The following is a 24554-nucleotide window of genomic DNA, read 5'->3' as shown; positions in this document are numbered from 1 at the left end:
CTGCGGCATGATGTCTTTAAAATGCTCCGCTAACCCCTTGTTCAATACTTTTGTTAAGAATGATATTCTGAACTGAAGCGTGCGAAGGTCCAGCAATCGGCGAGGGAGTTCTTCATGACACGAGCATATTTGCGTGCGGTTACCGTTTCATCCTTTTTCCTGTTGGCAGGCGGCGTTCATGCGACATCGACCGGGCACGGTGAAGAGATGCACGTGGTCCCCGATGCGGTGATCACAGAGCAACGTCAGGCCCTGTCGGAAAACACGCTGTTTGCCGGGTTCGGCCCGCAGGCGCCGCGCGATATCGACAGCATGGGCGGCAGCAACAAGGTCAGTTTCGAAGCCGCACCGCCCTATAGCGAAATGAACCTCTGCAATATTCATTTCCACGAAAGCGCCGAACACCGGGGCGGGGAATTCACCACCTATGCTGGCAACGGCGATGGTCACGGCTATGGCAGCGGCTACAAATATTCCGGTGAGCTGAGCGTGACGGAACTTGCGCCTTACCATGAAGAGGTCGGAGCCACCGAACACGGCAGTCTGGTGCCCGGCGACACGATTGAGGTGCATTTCGTGCACACCACCGCGCGGGTCGATCCCGGCCCGACGCTTGGCTCCTGCCTTAGCGAGGCCATCAAGAACCCGCAGCTGCGGGTGGAGGCGCAGGTCTTTGTGCTGGTCAATGACGAGGCCGCGCTCGATTTCACCAAAGTCACGCGCTTACAAAAGAAAAACGGCCTGACCCAGGCGGTAAACATGCCAACCGATACCGGGCGGCCGGTCGTCTATGCGGGTTCAACCACCGGGCCTGGCTATAACGAGAAGGGATCGCCCTTTCAGGTCACCTGGGCGGTGCGCCCCAAGGTGGCCAAGGTCAGCATCCAGTCGGTCGCCAGATGGCTGGACTACAACACCTTTGACGAAGACCACGCCCATGGCGTGCGCAATCTGGTGATCAATCCCGACCTCTTGTCGGTGATCGGACGCTGACACGCGCTGCCCCGCTACTGGGGCGCAAGGTTTAGGAGCAGGGGGGCTGGGCAGACGCCCTCCGGTTCAGACGCTGGTTCCCAGTGCCCGGCGAAATGCCATCAGGCTGCCGGACAGGAACACCGCGCCCAGGCAAGCCATCGTCAGCAGTTCGGGCCAGACAATCGACAGATCCGCCCCGCGGAACACCACGGCCTCAGCAAAGGCCATGTAGTGGCGCGAGGGCAGCAGCCAGGTAAAGGGCTGCACGATATCAGGCTGGCTTTCGATCGGGGTCATGCCGCCGGACAGCATCATCATCGGCATGATCGTCATCATGATCAGCAGGGCGAATTGCGCCATGGTCCGGGCGATGGTGCCAAGGAAAATCCCGATGGCCGCCGCTGCAAACAGGTAAACCGCTGTGCCCGCAAAAAGCAGTGCGTGCGTGCCGACCATTGGCACCTGCAACAGGCCCTCGAACACCACCAGCATCGATAGGGCAAAGACGCTGATGATGATCAGCCCATTGGCCCAGATCTTGGCCAGGGCGATCTGAAAAGCGGTGAGGGGCATCACCAGAAGATGTTCGATGGTACCATGCTCGCGCTCGCGGATCAGGGCGGCGCCGGTCAGCATGATCGCGACCATGGTCAGGTAGTTCAGGATGCCATTCAAGGCGTTGAACCAGACCTGGCTGCCATTGGGGTTATAGGCCCGCCGCAGCACCAGATCGACCGGCGCACCGGCGGACGGATCGCGGCCCGCCAGATAGCGGCTGACCTCGGTCTGGATGATCGCCTGAATGTATCCATCGCCCAGCCCAGCCTGCATGACAGCAGTGGCATCGATATGCAGCTGGATCTCGGGTTGGCTGCCTTTGCGCAGCTGTGCCTCGAAGTCGGGGGGGATGACCAGCGCGAACAGGAACCGCGCCTGATCCAGCCCAGGGTCGATCTCATCCGCATCTATGGGGATCGGGGTTTGGAAATAGGGCGGGTAAAAGGCATTGGCGATCTGGCGCGACAGCTGCGAATTGTCCTCGTCCGCAATGGCGATAGAGGCGTTATTGACGTTCTCCGGTAGGCTGGTGGCATCCATATAGACCATGAAGGTGAACACGAAGAGGATCAGCCCCGCCATCACCGGATCCATCAGCACCGTGCGCAACTCCTTGGTGCCCAGCCAGAAGATATGGTGAAGCGCCTTCATGCTATTTCTCCTGCTTGCGCAGCAACAGCACTGCAATGGCCAGAAAGACCGGAAAAAACAGGCTCAGTTTCACAATGTCTTGGCTCAGCGCCGCCCAGCCCAGCCCCTTTGTATAGGCGCCGACACTCAGATGCATGAAATAGGAGGCAGGCCAGGCCGAGCCGATCATCTGCGCCTCGGGTGATAGCGTCGAAATCGGCTGGATCATGCCGGAATACTGCATGGTCGGCATCAGCGAGAGCAGCGCCGCCGCAAAAACCGCGGCGACCTGCGTTTTGACCAGCGAGGACACGACAAGGCCATAGGCGGTGACCGCAAAGCCATAGCACAAGGCCCCGAGCGTCATCGCGGACAAGGAGCCTTTCAGCGGCACATCCAGTATAAAGATGACCATCAGCGTCAGCACCAGGTAATTGCACATGGCAATAGCGACATAGGGCAATTGCTTGCCCACCAGGAACTCGATGCGATTGGTGGGGGTGACATAGAAATTGGTGATGGTTCCGATTTCCTTTTCCCGCGCCACGCTGACGGCCATAAGGATGACAGGAAACAGCATCAGCAGCATGGCCGGTATCGACGGCCCCATTGAGCGGATGCTGGCAAAGGTCGGATTGTAGCGGTAGCGGTTTTCGATGGTGAAACTGGACTGTTCCTGCGGATCGACACCGGCCTCCAGCATCAGATCGCGCAGATAAATGGCGTGCCCACCGGTGATATAGCCCTCGACGGTTCCGGCCCGCATCGTATTGGCCCCATCCAGCCAGGCCGAAACTTCGGGCGTGTTGCCTCGTGCCAGATCACGGCCGAAATTCGGTGGGATCTCGACGGCGACGCTGACCTCGCCTGCCGCCATCTGGCGGATCAGATCCTCCCGGTTCAACAGATCCGGTTGTTCCAGAAAATACCGTGACCCGGTGAAACTGCTTAAGTAGCTACGGCTGGCCGGAGACTGGTCCTGATCCAGCGCGGCAAAGGTCAGATCCTCCACATCCATCGAGACACCGTAGGACAGCACCACCAAAAGGATCACCGATCCGAGAAAGGCAAAGGCCAGCCTGATCGGATCGCGGATCACCTCGACCGTTTCGCGCAGGCTGTAGGCCAGCAATCTGGACAGGCTGAACCGGCCAAGCCTGACCGGGGGATCATGGGCGTCTGGCACGCCTCCGTCCTGCAGGGCCACGCTATCGGCGCTCTCGCCTTCTCCGGTTGCGTCTTCGATATAGGCCACAAAGGCGTCCTCAAGCGAGGTTGCGCCCTTGGCCTCAACCAGATTGTTCGGCGTGTCATGGACCAGCACTTCGCCCGCATGCATGAGCGAGATGCGATCACAGCGCAGCGCCTCATTCATGAAATGGGTCGAGATGAAGATCGTCACCTTGTCGCGGCGGGACAACTCGATGAGGAACTCCCAGAACCTGTCCCGCGCCTCGGGATCGACGCCTGAGGTCGGCTCGTCCAGGATCAGGATTTCCGGCTCGTGCAGCACCGCCACCGCCAGCGACAGACGTTGCCGGATACCAAGCGGCAGCCCGCCAGAGCGTGTGTTCAACACATGCGATAGCTCGAACCGGTCGGCCAGTGCCGCGATGCGCGCCGTGGCCTGCTGGCTGGGGATCTGGAACAGCCGCGCGTGCAGGGCGAGGTTCTGCGCCACCGTAAGTTCGTCATAGAGCGAGAAAGCCTGGCTCATGAAACCGACGCGTTTACGGGTCGCAAGATCCTTGGCGTTCACCGGCTTACCAAAAAGATAGGCCTCACCTTCGGACATCGGCAACAGGCCGGTTAGCATCTTCATGGTGGTGGTCTTGCCGCAGCCGTTGGAGCCGAGGAAGCCGAAGATTTCACCAGGGCGGATTTCGAAACTTACGTTGCTCACGGCGGTGAAATCGCCGAACCTCCGGGTCAGGCCGCGGGCCACGATGGCGGGGCGCTCGCCATCGGTTTGCAGCGGCGGAATGACCAGCTCCGGCAACTCGCGGCCCTCCCCGCCGGGCCGCAGGCGAACAAAGGCGGCCTCAAGACTGTCGGTGCCGGTTCTGGCGCGCAGTTCTTCTGCCGTGCCGGTGGCCAGAACCTGGCCTGCATCCATCGCCACCAGCCAGTCGAATTCTTCGGCCTCCTCCATATAGGCGGTCGAAACCAGAAGGCTCATGCCGGGATGTTCCTGCCGGATCTTGGCAATCAGGTCCCAGAATTGGCGCCGCGACAGGGGGTCGACCCCGGTGGTGGGTTCATCCAGGATCAGCAGGTCCGGAGCATGCAGCAGCGCGCAGCACAGGCCCAGTTTCTGTTTCATCCCCCCCGAGAGTTTTCCGGCGGGGCGATCCAGAACGGGAAAAAGCCCGGTTGCCCGGGTCAGCCGCGCGATCCGGCGGTTGCGTTCAGCGCGGCTTTGTCCAAACAGCTTGCCAAAGAAATCGAGGTTCTCCTGAACGCTCAGGTCCTGATACAGGTTCTTGCCCAGCCCCTGCGGCATATAGGCAAGGCGCGGACCGATCCGCTGCCGGTGGCCCGCCTTACGCATGTCGCCGCCCAGCACCTGCAGCGTGCCGGTCTGCATGACCCGCGCACCGGCGATCAGGTCCAGCAGCGTCGATTTTCCAACCCCGTCCGGCCCGATCAGGCCAACCACCTTGCCAGCCGGGATGTCGAGCGTCACATCCGCAAGCGCGACCACGTCCTTGTAGCGCTGCATCAGATTGGCAGCGCGGACGACGGGCTGGCTTTGATCCTCCATGGCCGGGCCCTTACTCTTGCGCGGTCAGTTCGGGGGGGATGTTGTTCAGAAACTCCGGCCAATCCGGCAGGGTCTCGCTGGCCAGACGTACATAGGCCACGCCGCGGATCCCGGTCTTCACAAGGTCGATGTTCGCTTCGACCAGCGGTTGTGGCACCCGGACCCGCACCCGGAACATCAGGTCCTGCCGTTCGCTGGCGGTTTCGACCTGTTTGGGCGTGAATTGCGACACTGGTGAGACAAAACTGACCTTGGCCGGGATCACCACATCGGCGATATCAAGCCGGATGCGGGCCTCGCTGCCGATGGACAGGAGATGCGCCTCGGTGGCGGGCAGGAAAAACTCCAGATAGACCTCGGTGAGATCGACCATGGTCAGGACGCGTCCGCCTGCGCCGATGACCTCTCCGGGCTCGGTCAGTCGGTAGAGTACCCGTCCAAGGGTCGGTGCCGTCAGGCGGGCATCGTCGAGGTAGGTCTGCACTTCCTCAATGGCGAAACGCGCCGCATCCACCGCGCGCTGCTGCGACAGAAGCGATGCTTTGGCCACGGTGAGGTTGGCCTCGGCAACCTTGTGATCGCTGAGACGTACGTCGAGGGTTTCGGCAGTTGCGACCCCGCGGGACACCAGCTCGCGGGTGCGTTCCAGCTCCTGATCGGCCAGCAGCAACCGCGCCTCGGCCTGCGCAATGGCGGCCTCGGCGGCTGCGACCTGGCTTTCCACTGATGCGTATTCCGCCTGTGCCCGCGACAGTTGCGCCTCCAACTCGCGGGTTTCAATGGTGGCGACCAGTTGGCGGGTCTCGACCAGATCACCCTCTTTCACCTCGACCGTGGCGACCCGCCCGGCGATCCGGCTGGAAATATCGACCTGAACCGCCTCGATGCGACCGTTGCCCGAGGTAATGCCATAGGGCAGCTCACCATTGCCGTTGGCGGTGTAGTAATAAAGCCCGGCGCCGGCCGCCAGGACCGCGATACCGGCTATGATCCATCTGCTAGAAAACATCTTTCATCCCCGGCTGTGCTGCATGTCCAGAGGCGTCGGCGCCAGCTTGTGCGTCCGACAGAAATGTGCGGACGTGGTCCGCGATAACGCGCTCTTCATTGGTGGCGATGACATAGGCGCCGACCCTGCTGTCCACACCGTGAATGCGGGTGTCATTGCGGGCGTTGGCCTCTGTATCAAGGGTGGCCCCCAGCCAGCCGCAGCCCTCAACGATCCGGGCACGGATCTCGGCTGCGTTTTCGCCCATGCCACCGGTAAAGACCAAGGCATTGATACCCTGCGCCGCGGCCGCCAGCGCGCCGATCTGTTTGCAGGCGCGATAGACAAAAAGATCCACCGCCTCCTTTGCGGCGGGGCTATCGCTCTCCAGCAAATCGCGCATGTCATCGCTGAGGCCCGAGACACCGAGCAGCCCCGATTGCCCACCAAGCAGAGCCTCGACCTCCTCTAGGCTCATGCCCTTTTCGCGCATCAGGTAGAGCGGCACGCCGGGGTCCAGCTCGCCGCAGCGTTTGCCCATCACCAGCCCGTCCAGCGCTGTGAACCCCATGGTGGTGGCGATGCTTTTGCGGTTCTTCATGGCGCAGATGCTGGCGCCATGGCCCAGATGCAGCACCAGAACCCGGCCATCGGCACGCTTCCCAAGGTGGGTGGGCAGCTGCGAAGCGATGAATTCGTAGGAAAGTCCGTGAAACCCATAGCGCAGCACCCCCGCATCTGTGAGCGCGCGGGGCAGGGCAAAGATCTGCCCGATCCGCGGCGTGGTGCGGTGAAAGGCGGTGTCGAAACAGGCGATCTGCGGGATGCCGGGCCAGGCCCGTTCCAAGGCGTCGATCCCGGCGAGGTTATGCGGCTGATGCGCCGGAACCAGTGGAGCCAGCCGCTCCAGCTCGGCCCTGACACCGGTGGTTACCCTTGTGGCATCCGCAAAACGCTGGCCGCCATGGACCACCCGGTGCCCTGCGGCGATGACCTTCAGTCCCGCGCTTTGCTCTTGCAGGTGGCGGACCAGCCAATCGAGAACCTCTTCGTGATCGGCTTTAGCAGGCAGGGGGAGCGGCTCTGAGATGTCATCGACATGATGAACCGGGCCAAGGCCGATCCGGTCGATATGGCCCTTGGTGAAGGCAGCGCCGTCGCCCACAGCAGCGTAGAGCGCGTATTTGACCGAGGAGGAGCCGACGTTGAGGGTGAGGATTGCTTCGCTCATGGTGCGATCCTTGCCTGTTGATGGCGCACAAACAGCTGCGCCAGAGCTGCCGAGGCGACCCGAGCCAGTGCGCCATCCGCCCGGCTGGTCAGCATGATCGGCACCCGCGCGCCCAGAACCAGACCCGCGGCTTCGGCGCCGGCGAGGTACTGCAATTGCTTGGAAATCATATTGCCGGCCTCCAGATCAGGGGCGAGCAGGATATCCGCGTCCCCGGCGACATCCGAGGTAATCCCCTTGGCCTGCGCCGCCGCGCGGGAAATCGCGTTGTCAAAGGCCAGCGGCCCGTCAAGGATCCCGCCGGTGATCTGGCCGCGCTCTGCCATCTTGCACAGGCCCGCTGCCTCGACCGTCGAGGGGATCTTGGGGGTGATGGTTTCAACCGCCGACAGGATTGCAACCTTTGGCGCGGCAACGCCAAGCGCCTGCGCCAGATCGATGGCGTTCTGCAGGATATCCGCCTTGGTCAGCAGGTCGGGAAAGATGTTGATGGCCGCATCGGTAATCATCAGCGGCTTGGGGTAGCTTGGTACATCCAGAACAAAAACATGGCTCATCCTGCGTTCGGTCCGCAGTCCGGTGGCCTTGTTGACGACTGCCGACATGACCTCATCGGTGTGAAGGGCGCCTTTCATCAGGGCCTCGGCCTTGCCCGTGCGCACCAGCGAGACCGCCATTTCGGCTGCGGCGTGGCTGTGCGGGGCATCCACGATCTCGATCCCCGCCAGATCCAGACCGGCCTCGGAGGCGGCCGCCTTTATGCGCGGGGCCGGACCGATCAGAACCGGCGTGATCAGCGCCTTGTCCCGTGCCTCCAACGCGCCCTCCAGCGAGGCGACATCGCAGGGGTGCACCACAGCGGTCACGATCGGATCAAGGGGCTGCGTGGCGGCAATCAGCGCATCAAACCCTGCGCCGGGCTTGCTCAGCTGGCCCGAGGGGCGACCGGAGCGTGGCACGCGCAGGGGCTTGTCCGGTGCGATCACCTCTGCCGTGCCTTCGACGAGGGCGGCACCGGCGCTATCGGTGCAGAGGCAATCGAGCATCACATGCCGGGTTTCGGGATCGGTTTCGCGCACCGTGATGCGCGTGGTGATCATCTCGCCAAGGCGGGCCGGGGCAAGGAAGCGCAGCGATTGAGTCAGGCAGACCGTGCCGGGACCGGGCAATTCGGTGGACAGCAATTCGGAAATCAGCGCACTGCCCCAGGCGCCTGCCGCAATCCCATCGTCCGGCGCAGCCGCGTTACCGTCTTCAGGTAGGTCGACACAGGGGCCGATATCGTCATCACGCAGAGCGCGAGTCAGCTCGGCGCTGTCGCCGGGGGTGATCTGATCAAAGGTCTTGCTCTCGAAATACTGCATCAGTGCCTCGTGATATCAATTATCCGCTACAATCGGGCAAAGCGCGCCGTGCCGCAATATCCCCCCGCTAACCCGGTCGGGGGCGGTGGCGTCACTCCATGAGCACGTAGGTGCCTGGCGCCGGGCAAAGCGCCTCTCCCATCGCGGGGGGCGCAGTGGGGTCTCCCGACCGGGTTTCAAGCCAGGCCACCCATTCCGGCCACCAGGAACCTTCCTTGCGCTCGGCAACCTCGCGCCACTCGTCGGGGGGCAGATAGCGGTCCCGGTCGCAGCTGGTGTGAACGTGATAGTGGCGCCGGGGGTGACCGGGTTCGGAAACCACACCGGCATTATGCCCGCCTTTGGTCAGTACGAATGTGACCGGGGAACTGGTCAGCGCGTCGATCTTGAAGGCCGATTTCCACGGCGCCACATGATCGGTTTCGGTGCCGACGGCAAAGATCGGCAACCGCAGATCATCAAGCGACACCGGATGGCCGCCGACCTCGTATTTTCCGGTGGCCAGTTCGTTGTTCAGAAACAGCTTGCGCAAATATTCCGAATGCATCCGGTAAGGCATCCGTGTCGCATCGGCGTTCCAGGCCATCATGTCATTGAGCTTGGGCCGCTCCCCCATCAAGTAATCCTTCTGAAGCCGCGACCAGACCAGATCGTTCGAGCGCAGCAGTTGAAAGGCGCCGGACATCTGGCCCGCATCCAGGTATCCCTGCTGCCACATCATGTCCTCCAAAAAGGCGACCTGGCTTTCGTTGATGAACAGCATCAGCTCACCTGCTTCGGTGAAATCCACCTGGGTCGCAAAGAGCGTCATGCTGGCCAGCCGGTCGTCGTCATCGCGCGCCATGGCCGCAGCGGTGAGGCTGAGCAGGGTGCCGCCCAGACAATAGCCCGCCGCGTGGATTTTCTTGGCGCCGGTGATGTCCTGAATCGCATCCAGCGCCGCCATCGGTCCCTTCTTGCGGTAATCGTCCAGTCCGAGATCAGCATCTTCGGATCCTGGATTGCGCCAGGAGATCATGAACACCGTGTAGCCCTGCTCGGTCAGGTATTTCACCATCGAGTTCTCGGGCGACAGATCAAGGATGTAGTATTTCATGATCCAGGCCGGAACGATCAGCAGGGGTTCGGGCTTCACCTTGTCGGTGGTGGGGTCGTATTGGATCAGCTCGATCAGATGGTTGCGGTAAACCACCTTGCCCGGGGTCACCGCCACGTTTTCCCCCACATGGAAGTCCGTTTCCGGGCGGAGAGGTTTGCCGAGCAGCAGTTCCTGCATGTCGTCGCGCAGATTTTCCATGCCGCGCAACAGGTTCATACCGTTTTCGTCTTTGGTCTTTTGCAGCACTTCGGGGTTTGTCAGCGGAAAATTGGCAGGCGAGACTGCGTCAAGCATCTGGCGCGCGATGAAGGACACGGCGCGTTCATCCTCGCAGCTGACGCCGCGAACGCCGGTGGTCGCCTCCTGCCACCACTCTTGCTGCAAGAGGAACGCCTGCTGAAATGCGTTGAAGGGTTGCTTCTGCCAGGCGTCATGGCTGAAGCGCCGGTCGCGGCGTGCAGGCGCGACGCAGGGTTTGACCATGTCAGAACCAAGAGAGGTTTCAAACAAGTAGCGACCATAGTCCGCTGCCCCTGATACGGCCTTGTTCCACAGGTTCATCTGCTTGCCCGGGGACACGGCAAGATGGATCGACCAATCGCCGACAACCCGCATGATCGCCGCCGGAGAAAGACCCCCGGTCAGCTTTGCCAGTTTGGAGCGCGCTTCCTTGTCGAGCAAGTCGCCAATCTCGGCGGCGGGATCGTGCTCCGATTTCTGCGAAACCTCTGCAGGCATGGCCTCGGGCAGGGGAGCGGGGCGGTTCGGAACGCCTGTTTTCTGGCCCTCGGCCGCCTTGTTTTCTGTGTTCATCGCAGACACCTCAGCCGCTGGCACCAAAGATCGCGCCGGATCGCTCCGGTCATTGCTGGCACAGGGTACGCTGCGATGCAGCAAAGGCTATGATCTGAATCAACACGGCCGTCCTGATTGCGTGGGATTTTCGGGCCGTGCTTAGCGGGGTGGCAGGATCGCCCGGCAAATCAGCCCTGCACAAACAGGCGGGAGAGCACTTGTGGCACCGATGTCCGGGATGGAACGAAAAAGCCCCGGGCAAACCCGGGGCTTTGACAATTCTCTATCTGATCGCGGGATTATCCCTGCAGGCTTTTGACCTGAACGTCCCCTTCTGCCTGCGCCTTGATCGCCAGCGCGGCGGCATGGGCACCGGCGGCGGTGGTGAAGTAGGGGATCTTGTCATACAGCGCGACCGAGCGCATTTCCTTGCTGTCCTCGACCGCCTGAGCGCCTTCGGTCGTGTTCATCAACAGCTGCACATGGCCGTCTTTCAGCAGGTCCACCACGTGCGGGCGTCCCTCGTAGACCTTGTTCACCGCTTCGCAGGCCACACCGTGCCCGTCCAGCCATGCCTTGGTGCCGCCGGTGGCGACCAGGGTGAAGCCTTGTTCGATCAGGGTGCGCGCGGCCTCCAGCATTGTGGCGCCTTTGTCAGCATCCTTGATCGAGATGAAGGCACGGCCTTCCGACGGCAGCACCATCCCGGCACCCATCTGCGCCTTGAGGAAGGCGCCGGCAAAGGAACGGTCCCAGCCCATAACTTCGCCGGTGGAGCGCATTTCCGGCCCAAGCAGCGTGTCGACACCCGGGAAACGGGCAAAGGGCAGAACGGCCTCTTTGACCGAGAACCAGGGCATGTCGGGATCGGCCAGTGTCATCGGATCGGCCATCGGCACATCGACATCATAGCCTGCATCGGGTTCATAAGGCGCCCGCTGCGGGAAGGCCGAGAGCTTCTCGCCCGCCATGACGCGCGCCGCGATCGAGGCGATGGCGCTGTCGGTGGCCTTGGCGACGAAGGGTACCGTGCGGCTGGCACGCGGGTTCACTTCGATCAGGAAGATCTCACCGTCCTTGATGGCAAACTGGATGTTCATCAGGCCGACCACGTTCAGAGCCTTCGCCAGTGCGTAGGTCTGGGTCTTGATCTCTTCGATGATGTCCTTGGACAGGGAGTAGGGCGGCAGGGAGCAGGCACTGTCACCTGAGTGAACGCCAGCCTCTTCGATGTGCTGCATGATGCCGGCCACATGCACGTCGGTGCCGTCGCAGATCGCATCCACGTCAAGTTCCACCGCACCGGCCAGATAGCTGTCGAGCAGCACCGGGCTGTCGCCGGATACCACCACCGCCTCGGCGATGTAGCGTTTCAGCTGATCCATGTCGCGCACGATCTCCATCGCGCGCCCGCCCAGCACGTAAGACGGACGGATCACCAGCGGGAAGCCAATTTCCTCTGCGATCTCAAGCGCCTGTGCGTCGGTGGAGGCAATGCCGTTATGCGGCTGTTTCAGGCCCAGCTTGTTGACCAGATCCTGGAACCGTTCGCGGTCTTCGGCCAGGTCGATGGCGTCGGGCGTGGTGCCGAGGATCGGAATACCTTCGTCCTGCAGCGCATTGGCCAGTTTCAGCGGGGTCTGGCCACCGAACTGCACGATGACACCATGCAGGGTGCCGTTCTCTTGCTCGGCGCGCAGGATTTCCATCACGTGCTCGAAGGTGAGCGGTTCGAAATACAGCCGGTCCGAGGTGTCATAGTCGGTGGACACGGTTTCCGGGTTGCAGTTGATCATGATGGTTTCATAACCAACATCGGTCAGCGCAAAACAGGCGTGACAGCAGCAGTAGTCGAACTCGATACCCTGACCGATCCGGTTCGGACCGCCGCCAAGGATGACCACCTTCTTGCGATCCGACGGGCGGGATTCGCATTCGATCTCGCCCATCATCGGCGCTTCGTAGGTGGAGTACATATAGGGGGTCTGCGCCTCGAATTCGGCGGCGCAGGTGTCGATCCGCTTGAAGACGGCGGTGACGCCCAGATTATGACGGGCGCGGCGCACATTGTCCTCGTCCCGGCCGGTCAGCGCGCCAAGGCGGGCATCGGTAAAGCCGAGCATCTTCAGCGCCCGCAACTGGTCCTCGCGCATCGGCAGGCCGTTTTTGCGCACCTCGCGCTCGGCGTCGACGATCTCGCGGATGCGGGACAGGAACCAGGGGTCGAACTTGGTGACGTTCTGGATCTCGTCATCGCTCAGCCCATGGCGCATCGCCTGGGCGATGGTGCGCAGCCGGTCCGGGGTCTGCTGGCTGATTGCCTTGATCACGGCAGCCTTGTCGTCGCCGCTGGCTTCGTCCCACTGGCCGACGGTCATGCCGGGGATGGCGACCTCGTCAAAACCGGTGAGGCCCGATTCCATCGACGCCAGCGCCTTTTGCATGCTTTCGTGGATGGTACGGCCGATGGCCATGGTTTCACCCACGGATTTCATCGCGGTGGTGAGGTAGGGCTCGGAGCCGGGGAACTTCTCGAAGGCGAATTTCGGGATCTTGGTGACGACATAGTCGATGGAGGGCTCAAAGGAGGCCGGCGTCACCTTGGTGATGTCGTTGTCCAACTCGTCCAGCGTGTAGCCCACCGCCAGTTTCGCGGCGATCTTTGCAATCGGGAAACCCGTCGCCTTGGAAGCCAGCGCTGAGGAGCGCGACACCCGCGGGTTCATTTCGATCACCACCATGCGGCCATCGTCGGGGTTCACGGCCCATTGCACGTTGGAGCCGCCGGTTTCGACGCCGATCTCGCGCAGCACCTCGATCGAGGCGGTGCGCATCATCTGGTATTCCTTGTCGGTCAGGGTCAGCGCCGGGGCCACTGTGATCGAATCACCGGTGTGCACGCCCATGGGGTCGATGTTCTCAATCGAGCAGACGATGATCGCGTTGTCCGCCTTGTCGCGGACGACCTCCATCTCGTACTCTTTCCAGCCCAGAAGGCTCTCGTCGACGAGGATCTGATTGACCGGCGAAGCATCCATGCCCGAGCGGCAGTAGTGGATGTAATCTTCGCGGTTGTAGGCGACGCCGCCGCCGGTGCCGCCCAGGGTAAAGGCGGGGCGGATGATGGCGGGCAGGCCGACCTCATCGAGCGCCTCAAGCGCCAGCTGTACGCCTGCTTCCAGATCGGCCGAGCCGTTGTCGCGGGTGGGGGCGGTGATGATCGTGGCGCGCGGGTTTTCCAGACCAAGGCGATCCATCGCTTCGCGGAACAGCTTGCGGTCTTCTGCCATTTCAATGGCTTCGCGCTTGGCGCCGATCATTTCGACGCCGTATTTCTCAAGCACGCCCATCTCTTCGAGCGCCAGAGAGGTGTTGAGACCCGTCTGCCCGCCCATGGTCGGAAGCAGCGCATCGGGGCGTTCTTTTTCGATGATCTTGGCCACCACTTCGGGCGTGATCGGCTCGATATAGGTCGCATCGGCGAGGCCCGGATCGGTCATGATGGTGGCCGGGTTCGAGTTCACCAGGATGACCCGGTAGCCCTCTTCACGCAGCGCCTTGCAGGCCTGTGCGCCGGAATAATCGAATTCGCAGGCCTGGCCGATGATGATCGGTCCCGCACCAATGATCATGATCGACTGGATGTCGGTTCTTTTTGGCATGGCCTAGCTTCCTTTGATTGTGGGTGCGGAATATGGGTCGAGTCACCGGGCGCCCCCATGCGCCCAAATTGTCCTGCGTTATAGGGACCGCGCCGAAAGGTTCAAGGGGGATCGGAAACGGATCGGAAAATGCCGCATCCGCCCCCTTTGTGCGCATTGCGAACGCATATATGAGGAGGCGAGAGCTTTAGGAGACAGATCCGGTGCGGATTCGCTTTGATCAGGGGCCCACGGGGGCCGGGACGTGTTTCGATCAGCCGCTGCGTGTGATCCGCGCGGACGAGGCAGACCAGGTGCCCGCGGCGCTGGCGGCGCTCGACGCTGAGCGGCGGGCAGGGCATTGGCTGGCAGGCTATGCCACGTATGAGCTGGGCTACGCGCTGGAGCCAAAGCTGGCGAACCGGCTGCCGGACGGGCGGCGGCTGCCGTTGATCTGTTTCGGGGTCTATGAGGAGCCGCGGCAACAGGACATTGAGGGCAGCGCCCGTCCGCGGGCGGAAGGCGAAGCGCCCGCCCGGGGGGGCGAACGGGCGCTGCCCGGCGTGCTGCCGGGCGGAGCTGGGCTTGGGGATATCACGCCACGCTGGAGCTATGTTCGCTACGCCGAGGCCTTCGCCGAGGTGAACCGCAACATCGGCAAGGGCGACATCTATCAGGCCAACCTGACCTTTCCCATCGATGCAGAGGCCCATGGCAGCGCAGAGGCGCTTTATGCCGCGCTGCAGGCAAGGCAGGCGGTCGGCCACGGCGTGCTGGTCGAACAGGACGGGCTGCCGGTCCTTCTGTCGCGCTCGCCCGAGTTGTTCTTCCGCACCGACGCGTCAGGCCTCATCGAAACGCGCCCGATGAAAGGCACCCAGCCGCGCAGCGACGATCCGCTTGAGGACGCGCGCTGCCGCGATTTCCTGCGTCAGGACGAAAAGAACCGGGCCGAGAACCTGATGATCGTCGATCTTCTGCGCAATGACATCAGCCGCGTGGCGGAGACCGGATCGGTGCATGTGCCGGAACTGTTCGCGGTCGAGAGCTACGCCACCGTGCATCAGATGGTGTCGCTGGTACGGGCGCGGCTGCGCCCGGATGCCGGGCTGGCAGAGATCTTCGCGGCGTTGTTCCCCTGTGGCTCAATCACCGGCGCGCCCAAGATCCGCGCGATGGAGATCCTTGCGGATCTGGAACCCTGGCCGCGTGACATCTACTGCGGCACCATCGGCTGGGCCGCCCCGGATGGCGCTTCGTCGTTCAATGTTGCAATCCGTACGGTGATGCTGGAGGACGGCCGGGCAACACTGAACGTGGGCGGCGGAGTGGTCTGGGACAGCACCGCCACATCAGAATATGAGGAAGCGCTATGGAAAGCCCGGTTCGCTCAGACGACGCAACCTGCGACACCATCAGTGACGCCATCAAGGGTGATCCCGCTTTCCGCCTGATCGAAACGCTCGGCTGGCATCCGGGCGAGGGTGGGCGGCACCAGCCTCGCCATCTGGCCCGGATGAGGCGCAGCGCGGCGGCGTTTGGCATTCCCTTCGAACCCGGGCATTCCGAGGCGATGTTGGCAGAAATCGTCAGTGATACACCGCTGCGTTGCCGCCTGACGCTCGACGTGGAGGGGCGATTTGACATGACCACTGCGCCACTGGGGGAACCCCCAGCAGAGTGGCGGCTGGGCATCGCAGACATCCGGCTTGATGCCGACGACCCGTGGCTACGGCACAAGACCACCCGCCGCGCGCTTTATGACAGCGCCCGGGCAGCTCTGTCGGCAGGCATCGACGAGCTGGTTTTCATCAATCAGCGCGCTGAGGTTTGCGAAGGCACGATTACCAATATCTTTGTGACGCTTGCAGGTGGGCAGGTGGTGACGCCGCCGCTCGGCTGCGGCCTTCTGCCCGGCATCCTGCGGCAGGAAATGTTGGAGCGCGGTCTATGCGCCGAGGCGGTGCTGAGCCTTGAGGACCTGAAGGGGGCGCAATCCATTCATATGGGCAATTCCCTGCGCGGGCTGATCCCGGCAAAGCTGGTCTGAAACTGATCTGAAAAGGGCGGGCGCGCGCCCGCGGACAAGGGCCCCGGGCGGCGCGCTGCGGTGGCACCACAGCGCCGCCCGCGCCGCGCCGAAGGCGGGGCGCCACGCCCAACACGTCTGGCCGGATCGCGCAGCGATGGGGCGCAGAGGGGGCGGGAGCCTTTGCGCCGACGTGGCGAGAGGGCAAAAACGGGCATCTGACGGGGCGAATGCGCCCTGTTTGCTTGACAAGAGAGCCGCAACCTAGTGTACCAGCCCGGACGAATTCCGCGCCGCTTTGGCGCATATCCCGATTGATGGTCCGCCCGGACAGATGCCCCGAGAGACGACCCGCGACACGAAAGGTCAGCCAATGCACGCATACCGCAGCCATACCTGCGCCGAACTGAACAAATCCAACGTGGGCGATACCGTGCGCCTGTCTGGCTGGGTCCACCGGGTCCGCGACCACGGCGGCCTGCTGTTCATCGACCTGCGCGACCACTATGGCATCACCCAGGTCATGGCTGACCCCGATAGCCCGGTCTTTGCGGAGATCGAAAAGGTGCGTTCGGAATGGTGTATCCGCATCGACGGCAACGTGCTGGCGCGCGACGAAAGCCTGGTGAACCCGAAGATCCCGACCGGCGAGATCGAAGTCTTCATCCGGGATATCGAGGTTTTGGGCCAAGCCGAGGAACTGCCGCTGATGGTCTTTGGCGAGCAGGAATACCCCGAGGAAACCCGCCTGCGCTATCGCTACCTCGACCTGCGCCGCGAGAAGATGCAGAACAACATGGTCCTGCGCTCGAACATGATCCAGTCGATCCGCAAGCGCATGTGGGACAAGGGGTTCAACGAATACCAGACCCCGATCATCACCGCGTCGTCGCCCGAAGGCGCGCGCGACTTCCTGGTGCCCTCCCGTCTGCACCCCGGCAAGTTCTACGCCCTGCCGCAGGCTCCGCAGCAGTTCAAGCAGCTGATGATGGTTTCGGGTTTTGACAAGTATTTCCAGATCGCGCCCTGTTTCCGGGACGAGGATCCGCGGGCTGACCGCTCGCCCACCGATTTCTACCAGCTCGATATGGAAATGTCCTTTGTCACCCAGCAGGATGTCTTTGACACCATCCAGCCGGTGATGCAGGGCGTGTTCGAGGAATTCGGCGGTGGTCGCAAGGTGGATAGCGAATGGCCGCAGATTTCCTACAAGGATGCCGCCAAGTGGTATGGCACCGATAAGCCGGACCTGCGCAACCCGATCAAGATGCAGGATTGCTCGGAACACTTCCGCGGCTCCGGCTTTGCCATCTTCGCCAAACTGCTGGAGCAGGAAGGCACCGAAGTGCGCGCCATCCCGGCCCCCACGGGCGGCAGCCGCAAGTTCTGCGACCGCATGAACAAATTCGCGCAGGGCGAAGGTCTGCCGGGCATGGGCTATATCTTCTGGCGTGAGATTGATAACCCCGACTACCACCCGGTCCGGTATGATCTGTTGCAGAATTGGATAGAAAATCAGCAAGCTGACATGGAAGCTCTTGCTAGTTGGAAATCTCATGAGACCGACGAAAACTTCGCAAAGCTGGAAGAAATCGCTGCACTTCTGAACTCCGGTGATGGTTTGGATAGAAAAGTTGCGGCTCAAAAGGTCGAGGAATACTTTGGTCGAAAACGAAAAGAAGCCGCGGGTCCGCTGGCCAAGAACATCGGCCCCGAGCGCACCGAGGCGATCCGCCAGCAGCTGGGTCTCGGCGTCGGCGATGCGGCCTTCTTCCTGGGCGGCAAGCCCAAGGCGTTTGAGGCCGTCGCGGGCCGCGCCCGCAACGTGATCGGCGAGGAACTTGGCCTCATCGACAAGGACCGTTTCGCCTTTGCCTGGATCGTTGACTTTCCGATCTACGAGGCAGACGAGGAAACTGGCAAGATCGACTTCGAGCACAACCCCTTCTCCATGCCGCAAGGCGGGATGGAAGCACTGGAGGGCGACCCGCTCAAGGTGCTCGGCTATCAGTATGACCTCGCCTGCAACGGTTACGAGCTGGTTTCGGGCGCGATCCGGAACCACAAGCCGGAGATCATGTTCAAGGCCTTCGAAATTGCCGGCTATGGCAAGGAAGAGGTCGAGAAGCGCTTTGGCGGTATGGTCAACGCCTTCCAATATGGTGCCCCGCCGCACGGTGGCTGCGCTGCCGGTATCGACCGCATGGTGATGCTGCTGGCGGATGAGGCCAACATTCGCGAGGTCATCATGTTCCCGATGAACCAGCGTGCGGAAGATCTGATGATGTCGGCCCCGTCCGAGCCGATGTCGGAGCAGCTGATGGAACTGGGACTGCGCGTCATTCCGCAGGATCAGTAAGGCCTAAGGGCCTTGACCAAGACAATTCAAAAAGCTCGGAGCATAGTCTCCGGGCTTTTTTGTTCCTGCTGCGACGGAACCGGCAAATCCTCGCGTATCAGTAAGTGATGGGTGTGGGTGCCACGGAGGTTCTGGCCTACTGTGGAGATCGAGACCTGTTGATCCCGAAATGAAAATGGGGCCGGAGCAATGACAGATGCGGTTTGATCCTGAACTGGCCGAGATCCGGTTTGGCTGCGGGTTGTCACCCCGGCTGGCACCGCCGCAATCGCCCGAGGCGATGTTGCAGCGCCTGACCGGCGCCGATGAGATGGCGCGCGCCTATCCGGTGCAGGATTTTGATGCGGCCTTTGCCGATTCAGTGACGTTTCAGGCGCTCGCAAGAGAACGGCGCAAGCTGCGCGGTCAGCCGGAGTATGAGGCGGCGGACGCGCGCTACCGCACCTTTCGGCAACAGAAACGAACGGACCGTTTGCAAAATTTTGCCCAGCGTCTGCTGCGTTACGCCGATACGTCTGACGGCCTGCGGGAGCGGCTGACCCTGTTCTGGTCGGATCATTTCACCGCCAAGGGGCGGCGGGGTGCCTTTCGGCATCTGGCAACCCCCTATGCCGAGACCGCGATCCGCCCTCATGTTGCGGGCCGGTTCGAAGATCTGCTGATCGCAGTGGTGACCAGCCCGTTGATGCTGCATTATCTGGATCAGAACAGTTCGGTCGGGCCGAACAGTCCTGTCGCGCAGCGGCGCAAACGTAGTGCCGGTCTCAATGAAAACCTTGCCCGCGAGGTGCTGGAATTGCACACGTTGGGGGTGGATGGCCCCTATAGTCAGACGGATGTGCGGCAATTGGCGGAGCTCTTTACCGGGCTCAGTTTCAATCGCAAAGAAGGGTTTAACTTCCGCCCCGGCCTGGCAGAGCCCGGCAGCGAGAAGGTCCTTGGCCGCTCCTATGGCGCAGAGAAAGGGCGGTTGGAGCCGGTTTTGCAGGCGCTGCGCGATCTCGCGCGTCATCCGGCCACGGCCCGGCACATTGCCCGCAAACTGGCGGTACATTTCACCTCGGACCAGCCGGACGCGGATCTGGTTGAGCATGTGACAGAGCGGTTCCGTCAGTCTGGTGGTTACCTGCCGGATGTCTACGCCGCCTTGCTGGAGCATCCCGCCGCCTGGGCGTCGGAGCTGCGAAATGTAAAGCCGCCCTTTGATTTCGTGGCGTCGGCCTGCCGGGCGCTGCCGGTGGACGCAGACCGGGTGACGGGGCTCAAACGCGGGCAGCTCAATCGGATTTTTGCGGCGCCGCTGACGCTGATGGGGCAGAAATGGGAAGATCCTGCCGGGCCGGATGGATGGAGCGAGGATGATGCCGCTTGGATCACGCCGCAGGGCCTGTCGGCCCGCCTGCGCTGGGCTTTTGCGGCGCCGCAGCGGCTAGTGGCCGATCTTCCCGATCCACGCGGATTTGCCGGAACGACCCTGGGCAGTTTTGCCGATGGCAAGGTGCTGTTTGCCGCCTCGGCAGCCGAAACCCGGGCCGAAGGGGTCGCTATGGTGCTGAGCGCCCCGGCCTTTCAGCGCCGTTAGCAGGAGGATTGATCATGAGACATTCCCGGAGAAGCTTCCTTGCACGCGGCGCAGCGCTTGGCTGTTCGCTGGCCGCCAGCCCGCTGCTGACGCCGGTCAGCTTTGCCTCGGCCCCCTGGGACCGGCGGCTGGTGGTGATCATCCTGCGCGGCGGCATGGACGCGCTGGACGTGGTGCAGCCCTATGGCGATCCTGCCTATCCCGCTCTGCGGCAGAAACTGCTCGGCGGCCCGGACCACGGCGGTTTGGATCTGGATGGGTTCTTTGCCCTGCATCCGGCCCTGTCGCCGCTGATGCCGCTGTGGCGGTCCGAGGAGTTGGCCTTTGTCCACGCGGTGTCGACACCTTACCGGGACAAGCGAAGCCATTTCGATGGTCAGGACCTGCTGGAGGCGGGCACGCCTGGGCTGGAACAGGCGCGCGATGGCTGGCTGAACCGCTTGTTGCAGCAGCAAAGCGGGATCGAGGCGCGCACCGCTTTTGCCCTGGGGCAGGGGGAGATGAAGCTTCTGAATGGTGCGGCGCCTGTGGCGGACTGGTCTCCGGATGCCGCTCTGATGATGAGCCCGCAGGCCGAACGTCTGGCCGGGCTGCTGATGGAGGATGATGCGCTGTTTCACGGCGCCTTGTCCGAGGCGCTGGAGCTTTCCCGCGAGGCGCCGGGGCTGCCGCTGTCTGGCGAGGAGGACATGCAGGGCGGGCAGATGGGCATGGCGGGTGGTATGACCATGCCGGTACCGGCTCGGGGCGAGGCACATCTGAAGATCGCGGCCTATGCGGCGCAGCAATTGCGCGCCAACACTCGCATTGCGGCCTTTTCGATCAATGGGTGGGATACCCACAACCGGCAGGACAGGGCGTTGAAATCGGCGCTGGGCCGGTTGTCCGACACCGTGCTGGAGTTAAAGGCCGGTGTCGGCGCCGATGTCTGGGACAAGACGGCGGTGGTCGCGATGACGGAATTTGGTCGCACAGCGCGGGAGAACGGCACCGGTGGCACCGATCACGGAACCGGTGGCGCGATGCTGCTGGCGGGAGGGGCGATCCGCGGCGGCCGGATCTACGGGCGCTGGCCGGGGTTGGAGGAAGCCGCGCTCTATGACCGGCGTGACCTGATGCCGACGGTGGACGTGCGTGCACCCGCGGCCTGGATCCTGCGCGGCCTGACCGGGGTAGGGGTGACCGAATTGGAGCAAACCGTGTTTCCGGGGCTGCAGATGGAGGATGATCTTGGCCTGCTGCGGTGACCCTGAAGGGTGCGCCGCGCTGGTCGGGTCAAAAGGATAGAAATGCTTCAGGCGGCGATAGCGGCCCCGGGGTCCGGGGCCTGTTTCGCCGTGCAGAGGTCAATGCTCGTGGCGGTAGATAACCATCTGTTCCCGCGTGCTGCGATCGCGGTTCTGGCGGATTTCGCGGGCGGCCTGGCGCGCCTGCAGATAGAGCACGATGGCCAGCGTGGCCGAGCCGATCAGAATGACTTCGAGCATATCAGATCGCGATTTTCCGTTCGAGACGTTCCTGCACCATTCCGGCCAGCATTGCTGTATCCGGGCCGATGGGGCGGCCAGCCATGCGGGCCTGGGCAAGGCTTGCCGCGGCATTGGCGAGCGGCTTGTCGCCTGCACTGCGTGCGACACCGCCAATGAATTGCGTCAGATAGTCCAGCGTGTTGCCTTCATGGTCTTCGTTCAGAACATCTGCCGCATGGGCCATATCGTCCTGAAAGGCGAGGAAATCCGGCTCGATGGTTTCATCCGACAGGTCCTGCAGGCTGGCGGGCTGCCGGTCGGCGGGCAGGCGCGACAGGATCGCATGCTGGAATGCCGCCAGCGAGGTGATCGGCTTGGCGAGAAAGCCGTCGGCGCCAGCCTTGAGCGTCTCTTCTTCAAGGCTTTCGTCGCCGGAAATGCCAAGGATGACGGAAACCCGCGGTGATCCCTGATTGATCTCGGCGATCAGTTCCGTGCCGGAGCCATCCGGTAGCCCCACATCGGCAATCACGACGGAAGGGCGGTATTCCTTCAGGTGTCGGCGGGCGGATTTCAGGCAATCGGCGCGCCGGATACGGGCGCCGCTGCGCAAACAGAGTAAGCGCAGCGCTTCGCAGGCAAAGCGACTGTCCTCGACCACCAGAATGGTCAGACCAAGAAGAGGGCGCCGTTTCGTCGGGAGACGGTGGGCGGCTGCAAACAGTTCCGAATCGTCCATTACTCATACTCCTTGCGGGATACTGACTGACGCTATGGATTTGAGGCTAATTAGAGGTTAACGCGATGCAGGAGATGCCAAGGCTGCGGGTTTTCCCCATGATTGCCTGCGGTTGCCCGGTGTTCTCTGCAGCCGCCCGGTAGCGCGCGCCGTGCGCATTGGCGCACTTGCCCCCATTGGCTGGTCTCAGCATAAGGAAGTCGAACAGGATTTGAGAGGAGAATACACATCATGATCGGTCGTTTGAACCATGTCGCGATTGCCGTGCCCGACCTTGAGGCGGCCTCGGCTCAGTACCGTGATGCGTTGGGCGCCAAGGTCGGCGCACCGCAGGATGAGCCCGATCATGGTGTCACAGTTGTCTTCATCGAGCTGCCCAACACCAAGATTGAGCTGCTTTACCCGCTGGGGGATGACTCGCCCATCAATGGCTTCCTGGAAAAGAACCCCGCTGGTGGCATTCACCACGTCTGCTACGAGGTTGAGGATATCCTGGCTGCGCGGGATCACCTGAAGGCGCAGGGTGCGCGGGTTTTGGGCTCTGGCGAGCCGAAGATCGGTGCCCATGGCAAGCCAGTTCTTTTCCTGCACCCCAAAGATTTCAACGGTTGCCTGGTGGAACTGGAGCAGGTTTGAGGCTACCTGAGGCCAGCGCCGGACGTCGGCGCGCGGATATACAATAAAGGTGCGCTATGGGAATTACATCGGGACTGGTGCTGTATGCGGTGATCTGGTTCATGACCTTCCTGATCGTCATTCCGATCCGGCTTGAGACACAAGGTGACAAGGGTGAGATCGTGCCGGGCACCCATGCTGGCGCCCCCGAAAACCATTATCTGAAGCAAAAGGCGGTGATCACCACCATCGCGGCCTTCGTGATCTGGGCCATCGTGGCAGGAATAATCCTGTCCGGAGTGATCAGCGTGAATGATTTCGACTGGTTCGACCGGCTGCCCGATCCAAAATAGCGCCTCTTGAGAAAACGCGGTACGGGGGGATGCCCCCGGACCGTTGATCTGTTCGCCGTCAGACCCTGCGCCACAGGCTGTGGAATATATGGGTGAAGGTGGCCGCGCCCAGGATCGGGATCACCAGGTTCACCAGCGGCACTGACAGCGGCATCGCCATCAACGTGCCTGCGATCCAAATGGTTCCCATGTGCTTGCGCCGCATCTTGCGGGCCTCGGGCATTCCGATGCGTCTGGCGGCGGCCAGGGTGAAGTATTCCCGGCCCAGAAAGAACCCGTTCAGCCCCCAGAAAATGAACATCGCGATGGGCGGGAACATCAGATAAAGCACCAGCGCCAGCAGGTTCGCGGCGATCAGCACGCCAAGGAAATTGACCGTGTCGCGCAGCGCCTCCACGATCGTTGGATCAGAGGCAGGGGGGAGCTGAGGGAAATGCTTGTCCTCAACCGCCTGTGCCACCTGATCCAGAAACATCGAAGTGATGGCCGAGGCGACCGGGACCATCAGAAAGACCGACAGTCCCATCATCAGAAGGATCGACCCGAAGGACAGGATATCGTCCAGCCACGTCACCTCCCCGAACAGGGGCAGGGTGACCTGTGGGCCGACCAGCCACTGCACCAGAAAGAAGAACAGCACATATGTGGCGATCAGCAGCGCAAAGGTCAGACCGACACCCAAAAACAGAACCCTGCGAAAGCGCGGATCGCCGGTCTGGGCCAGAGTCTTGAAAAAAGCGTCAAAGATCATGTGCTGATCCAGCTGGTGATGCGCTCCAGATCCGGGCGCGGGCGTTCCGGCGGCTTGGTACCTTCGGTGGCAATATGGATGAAGCCGGCGATGCGTTCGTGCGGCGCCAGCGACAGGGCCTCTTCGCAGAACTGGCGGTCGTGGCTGACCCAGCCAGAGAGCCAATTCGCCCCCCATCCGGCCGCCAGCGCCGCATTGAGCAGCGCAAGGCAGACAGCGCCCGCGGAATAGGTTTGTTCGATGGCCGGGATCTTGGGGCTGTCGGTCTGCACCTCGATCACCGCGACGGCCAGTTGGCCAAGCTCGAACTGGCTGCGCCCCTTGGCGATATCCTCGGGCGATTTTCCCAGCCGCTCACCTGCGGCTGTGGTTAGCTCTGCAAGCCGTGCCATGGCGGGTTTTTCGATGACGATGAAGCGCCAGGGCTCCAGCTTGCCGTGATCGGGCGTGCGGGCGGCGGCGGTCAGCAGAACCTGCAACTCGTCCCGGCTGGGGACCGGTGCGACCAACGTCTTCGCGGGGCGGGAGCGGCGGTTCAGAAGGAAATCAAGGGCGGCAGCATTCTGTTCGGGCATATGTGAAACCTTTTTACATCAAGGTTTTATATGCTGG

19 protein-coding genes are annotated in these 24554 nt (G+C 62.4%); 8 read left to right on the top strand and 11 right to left on the bottom strand.

What is annotated here, in order from left to right:
- Positions 1–114 precede the first annotated feature (114 nt).
- Positions 115–993 (top strand): delta-class carbonic anhydrase, encoded by an 879-nt coding sequence (locus AC5SSZ_RS11155; RefSeq protein WP_274839726.1) that lies wholly within the window; start codon positions 115–117, stop codon positions 991–993.
- Between the two features lie 66 nt (positions 994–1059).
- Here the strand turns inward: AC5SSZ_RS11155 and AC5SSZ_RS11150 are convergent, their stop codons facing one another.
- The 7 genes from AC5SSZ_RS11150 to carB all read right to left on the bottom strand — a co-directional run bounded on the left by AC5SSZ_RS11150 (position 1060) and on the right by carB (position 14066).
- Positions 1060–2184: an ABC transporter permease gene (locus AC5SSZ_RS11150; protein ID WP_495438214.1), complete on the bottom strand. Its 1125-nt coding sequence runs from the start codon at positions 2182–2184 to the stop codon at positions 1060–1062.
- A gap of 1 nt (position 2185) precedes the next feature.
- Positions 2186–4927 carry a ribosome-associated ATPase/putative transporter RbbA gene (gene rbbA, locus AC5SSZ_RS11145; RefSeq protein WP_495438213.1) on the bottom strand — a complete coding sequence of 914 codons (2742 nt, stop codon included), beginning with the start codon at positions 4925–4927 and terminating at the stop codon, positions 2186–2188.
- A gap of 10 nt (positions 4928–4937) precedes the next feature.
- Complete coding sequence (locus tag AC5SSZ_RS11140; RefSeq protein ID WP_495438212.1) at positions 4938–5936, bottom strand: HlyD family secretion protein; 999 nt, start codon at positions 5934–5936, stop codon at positions 4938–4940.
- Positions 5926–7146, bottom strand: a complete 1221-nt coding sequence (locus AC5SSZ_RS11135) for an acetate/propionate family kinase (protein WP_495438211.1) — start codon at positions 7144–7146, stop codon at positions 5926–5928. The genes AC5SSZ_RS11140 and AC5SSZ_RS11135 overlap by 11 nt, the downstream gene beginning before the upstream one ends.
- Positions 7143–8510: a bifunctional enoyl-CoA hydratase/phosphate acetyltransferase gene (locus AC5SSZ_RS11130; RefSeq protein ID WP_495438210.1), complete on the bottom strand. Its 1368-nt coding sequence runs from the start codon at positions 8508–8510 to the stop codon at positions 7143–7145. The genes AC5SSZ_RS11135 and AC5SSZ_RS11130 overlap by 4 nt, the downstream gene beginning before the upstream one ends.
- Positions 8511–8601: 91 nt before the next feature.
- Complete coding sequence (locus AC5SSZ_RS11125; RefSeq protein WP_495438339.1) at positions 8602–10347, bottom strand: PHA/PHB synthase family protein; 1746 nt, start codon at positions 10345–10347, stop codon at positions 8602–8604.
- A 356-nt stretch (positions 10348–10703) separates the two neighbouring features.
- The gene (gene carB / locus AC5SSZ_RS11120) at positions 10704–14066 is read right to left on the bottom strand and encodes a carbamoyl-phosphate synthase large subunit (protein ID WP_065272927.1); all 3363 of its coding nucleotides are present in this window, start codon (positions 14064–14066) and stop codon (positions 10704–10706) included.
- 203 nt (positions 14067–14269) lie between these two features.
- On the opposite strand from carB, the gene AC5SSZ_RS11115 reads away from it, so the two are divergent.
- The 5 genes from AC5SSZ_RS11115 (at position 14270) to AC5SSZ_RS11095 (ending at position 21262) form a co-directional block, all read left to right on the top strand.
- Complete coding sequence (locus AC5SSZ_RS11115) at positions 14270–15499, top strand: aminodeoxychorismate synthase component I (RefSeq protein ID WP_495438209.1); 1230 nt, start codon at positions 14270–14272, stop codon at positions 15497–15499.
- Entirely contained in the window at positions 15418–16095 is a 678-nt protein-coding gene (locus AC5SSZ_RS11110) for an aminotransferase class IV family protein (protein ID WP_495438208.1), read from the top strand. Before AC5SSZ_RS11115 ends, AC5SSZ_RS11110 begins: the two co-directional genes overlap by 82 nt.
- Before the next feature lie 352 nt (positions 16096–16447).
- On the top strand, positions 16448–18433 hold the full coding sequence (gene aspS / locus AC5SSZ_RS11105; protein WP_495438207.1) for an aspartate--tRNA ligase: 1986 nt from the start codon (positions 16448–16450) through the stop codon (positions 18431–18433).
- Between the two features lie 196 nt (positions 18434–18629).
- On the top strand, positions 18630–20015 hold the full coding sequence (locus AC5SSZ_RS11100) for a DUF1800 domain-containing protein (RefSeq protein WP_495438206.1): 1386 nt from the start codon (positions 18630–18632) through the stop codon (positions 20013–20015).
- A gap of 14 nt (positions 20016–20029) precedes the next feature.
- Positions 20030–21262 carry a DUF1501 domain-containing protein gene (locus AC5SSZ_RS11095; protein WP_495438205.1) on the top strand — a complete coding sequence of 411 codons (1233 nt, stop codon included), beginning with the start codon at positions 20030–20032 and terminating at the stop codon, positions 21260–21262.
- A gap of 99 nt (positions 21263–21361) precedes the next feature.
- On the opposite strand, the gene AC5SSZ_RS11090 is transcribed toward AC5SSZ_RS11095, so the two are convergent.
- Positions 21362–21502, bottom strand: coding sequence for a hypothetical protein (locus AC5SSZ_RS11090; RefSeq protein WP_368948247.1), 141 nt, complete (start codon positions 21500–21502; stop codon positions 21362–21364).
- 1 nt (position 21503) lies between these two features.
- Entirely contained in the window at positions 21504–22223 is a 720-nt protein-coding gene (locus tag AC5SSZ_RS11085; protein WP_065272932.1) for a response regulator, read from the bottom strand.
- 231 nt (positions 22224–22454) lie between these two features.
- Between AC5SSZ_RS11085 and mce the strand changes: the two genes are divergently transcribed.
- Entirely contained in the window at positions 22455–22859 is a 405-nt protein-coding gene (mce, locus tag AC5SSZ_RS11080; protein WP_065272933.1) for a methylmalonyl-CoA epimerase, read from the top strand.
- Between the two features lie 56 nt (positions 22860–22915).
- A complete protein-coding gene (locus AC5SSZ_RS11075) occupies positions 22916–23191 on the top strand; it encodes a DUF1467 family protein (RefSeq protein ID WP_065272934.1) in 276 nt (91 codons plus the stop codon).
- A 58-nt stretch (positions 23192–23249) separates the two neighbouring features.
- Here the strand turns inward: AC5SSZ_RS11075 and AC5SSZ_RS11070 are convergent, their stop codons facing one another.
- Both AC5SSZ_RS11070 and AC5SSZ_RS11065 read right to left on the bottom strand, forming a co-directional pair.
- Positions 23250–23942: an EI24 domain-containing protein gene (locus AC5SSZ_RS11070; RefSeq protein ID WP_495438204.1), complete on the bottom strand. Its 693-nt coding sequence runs from the start codon at positions 23940–23942 to the stop codon at positions 23250–23252.
- Positions 23939–24517, bottom strand: a complete 579-nt coding sequence (locus AC5SSZ_RS11065) for a nitroreductase family protein (protein ID WP_495438203.1) — start codon at positions 24515–24517, stop codon at positions 23939–23941. The genes AC5SSZ_RS11070 and AC5SSZ_RS11065 overlap by 4 nt, the downstream gene beginning before the upstream one ends.
- Between the last annotated feature and the right edge of the window lie 37 nt (positions 24518–24554).

The organism is Phaeobacter sp. CC-HEC084 (assembly GCF_059429255.1).
This window is presented reverse-complemented; position numbering and strand designations above follow the sequence as displayed.

Bases quoted from the DNA above. Each gene is read 5' to 3' on its own strand.
- AC5SSZ_RS11155 (WP_274839726.1), top strand. From the start codon at position 115: ATGACACGAGCATATTTGCGTGCGGTTACCGTTTCATCCTTTTTCCTG.
- AC5SSZ_RS11150 (WP_495438214.1), bottom strand. From the start codon at position 2,184: ATGAAGGCGCTTCACCATATCTTCTGGCTGGGCACCAAGGAGTTGCGC.
- rbbA (WP_495438213.1), bottom strand. From the start codon at position 4,927: ATGGAGGATCAAAGCCAGCCCGTCGTCCGCGCTGCCAATCTGATGCAG.
- AC5SSZ_RS11140 (WP_495438212.1), bottom strand. From the start codon at position 5,936: ATGTTTTCTAGCAGATGGATCATAGCCGGTATCGCGGTCCTGGCGGCC.
- AC5SSZ_RS11135 (WP_495438211.1), bottom strand. From the start codon at position 7,146: ATGAGCGAAGCAATCCTCACCCTCAACGTCGGCTCCTCCTCGGTCAAA.
- AC5SSZ_RS11130 (WP_495438210.1), bottom strand. From the start codon at position 8,510: ATGCAGTATTTCGAGAGCAAGACCTTTGATCAGATCACCCCCGGCGAC.
- AC5SSZ_RS11125 (WP_495438339.1), bottom strand. From the start codon at position 10,347: ATGCCTGCAGAGGTTTCGCAGAAATCGGAGCACGATCCCGCCGCCGAG.
- carB (WP_065272927.1), bottom strand. From the start codon at position 14,066: ATGCCAAAAAGAACCGACATCCAGTCGATCATGATCATTGGTGCGGGA.
- AC5SSZ_RS11110 (WP_495438208.1), top strand. From the start codon at position 15,418: ATGGAAAGCCCGGTTCGCTCAGACGACGCAACCTGCGACACCATCAGT.
- aspS (WP_495438207.1), top strand. From the start codon at position 16,448: ATGCACGCATACCGCAGCCATACCTGCGCCGAACTGAACAAATCCAAC.
- AC5SSZ_RS11100 (WP_495438206.1), top strand. From the start codon at position 18,630: ATGCGGTTTGATCCTGAACTGGCCGAGATCCGGTTTGGCTGCGGGTTG.
- AC5SSZ_RS11095 (WP_495438205.1), top strand. From the start codon at position 20,030: ATGAGACATTCCCGGAGAAGCTTCCTTGCACGCGGCGCAGCGCTTGGC.
- AC5SSZ_RS11090 (WP_368948247.1), bottom strand. From the start codon at position 21,502: ATGCTCGAAGTCATTCTGATCGGCTCGGCCACGCTGGCCATCGTGCTC.
- AC5SSZ_RS11085 (WP_065272932.1), bottom strand. From the start codon at position 22,223: ATGGACGATTCGGAACTGTTTGCAGCCGCCCACCGTCTCCCGACGAAA.
- mce (WP_065272933.1), top strand. From the start codon at position 22,455: ATGATCGGTCGTTTGAACCATGTCGCGATTGCCGTGCCCGACCTTGAG.
- AC5SSZ_RS11075 (WP_065272934.1), top strand. From the start codon at position 22,916: ATGGGAATTACATCGGGACTGGTGCTGTATGCGGTGATCTGGTTCATG.
- AC5SSZ_RS11070 (WP_495438204.1), bottom strand. From the start codon at position 23,942: ATGATCTTTGACGCTTTTTTCAAGACTCTGGCCCAGACCGGCGATCCG.
- AC5SSZ_RS11065 (WP_495438203.1), bottom strand. From the start codon at position 24,517: ATGCCCGAACAGAATGCTGCCGCCCTTGATTTCCTTCTGAACCGCCGC.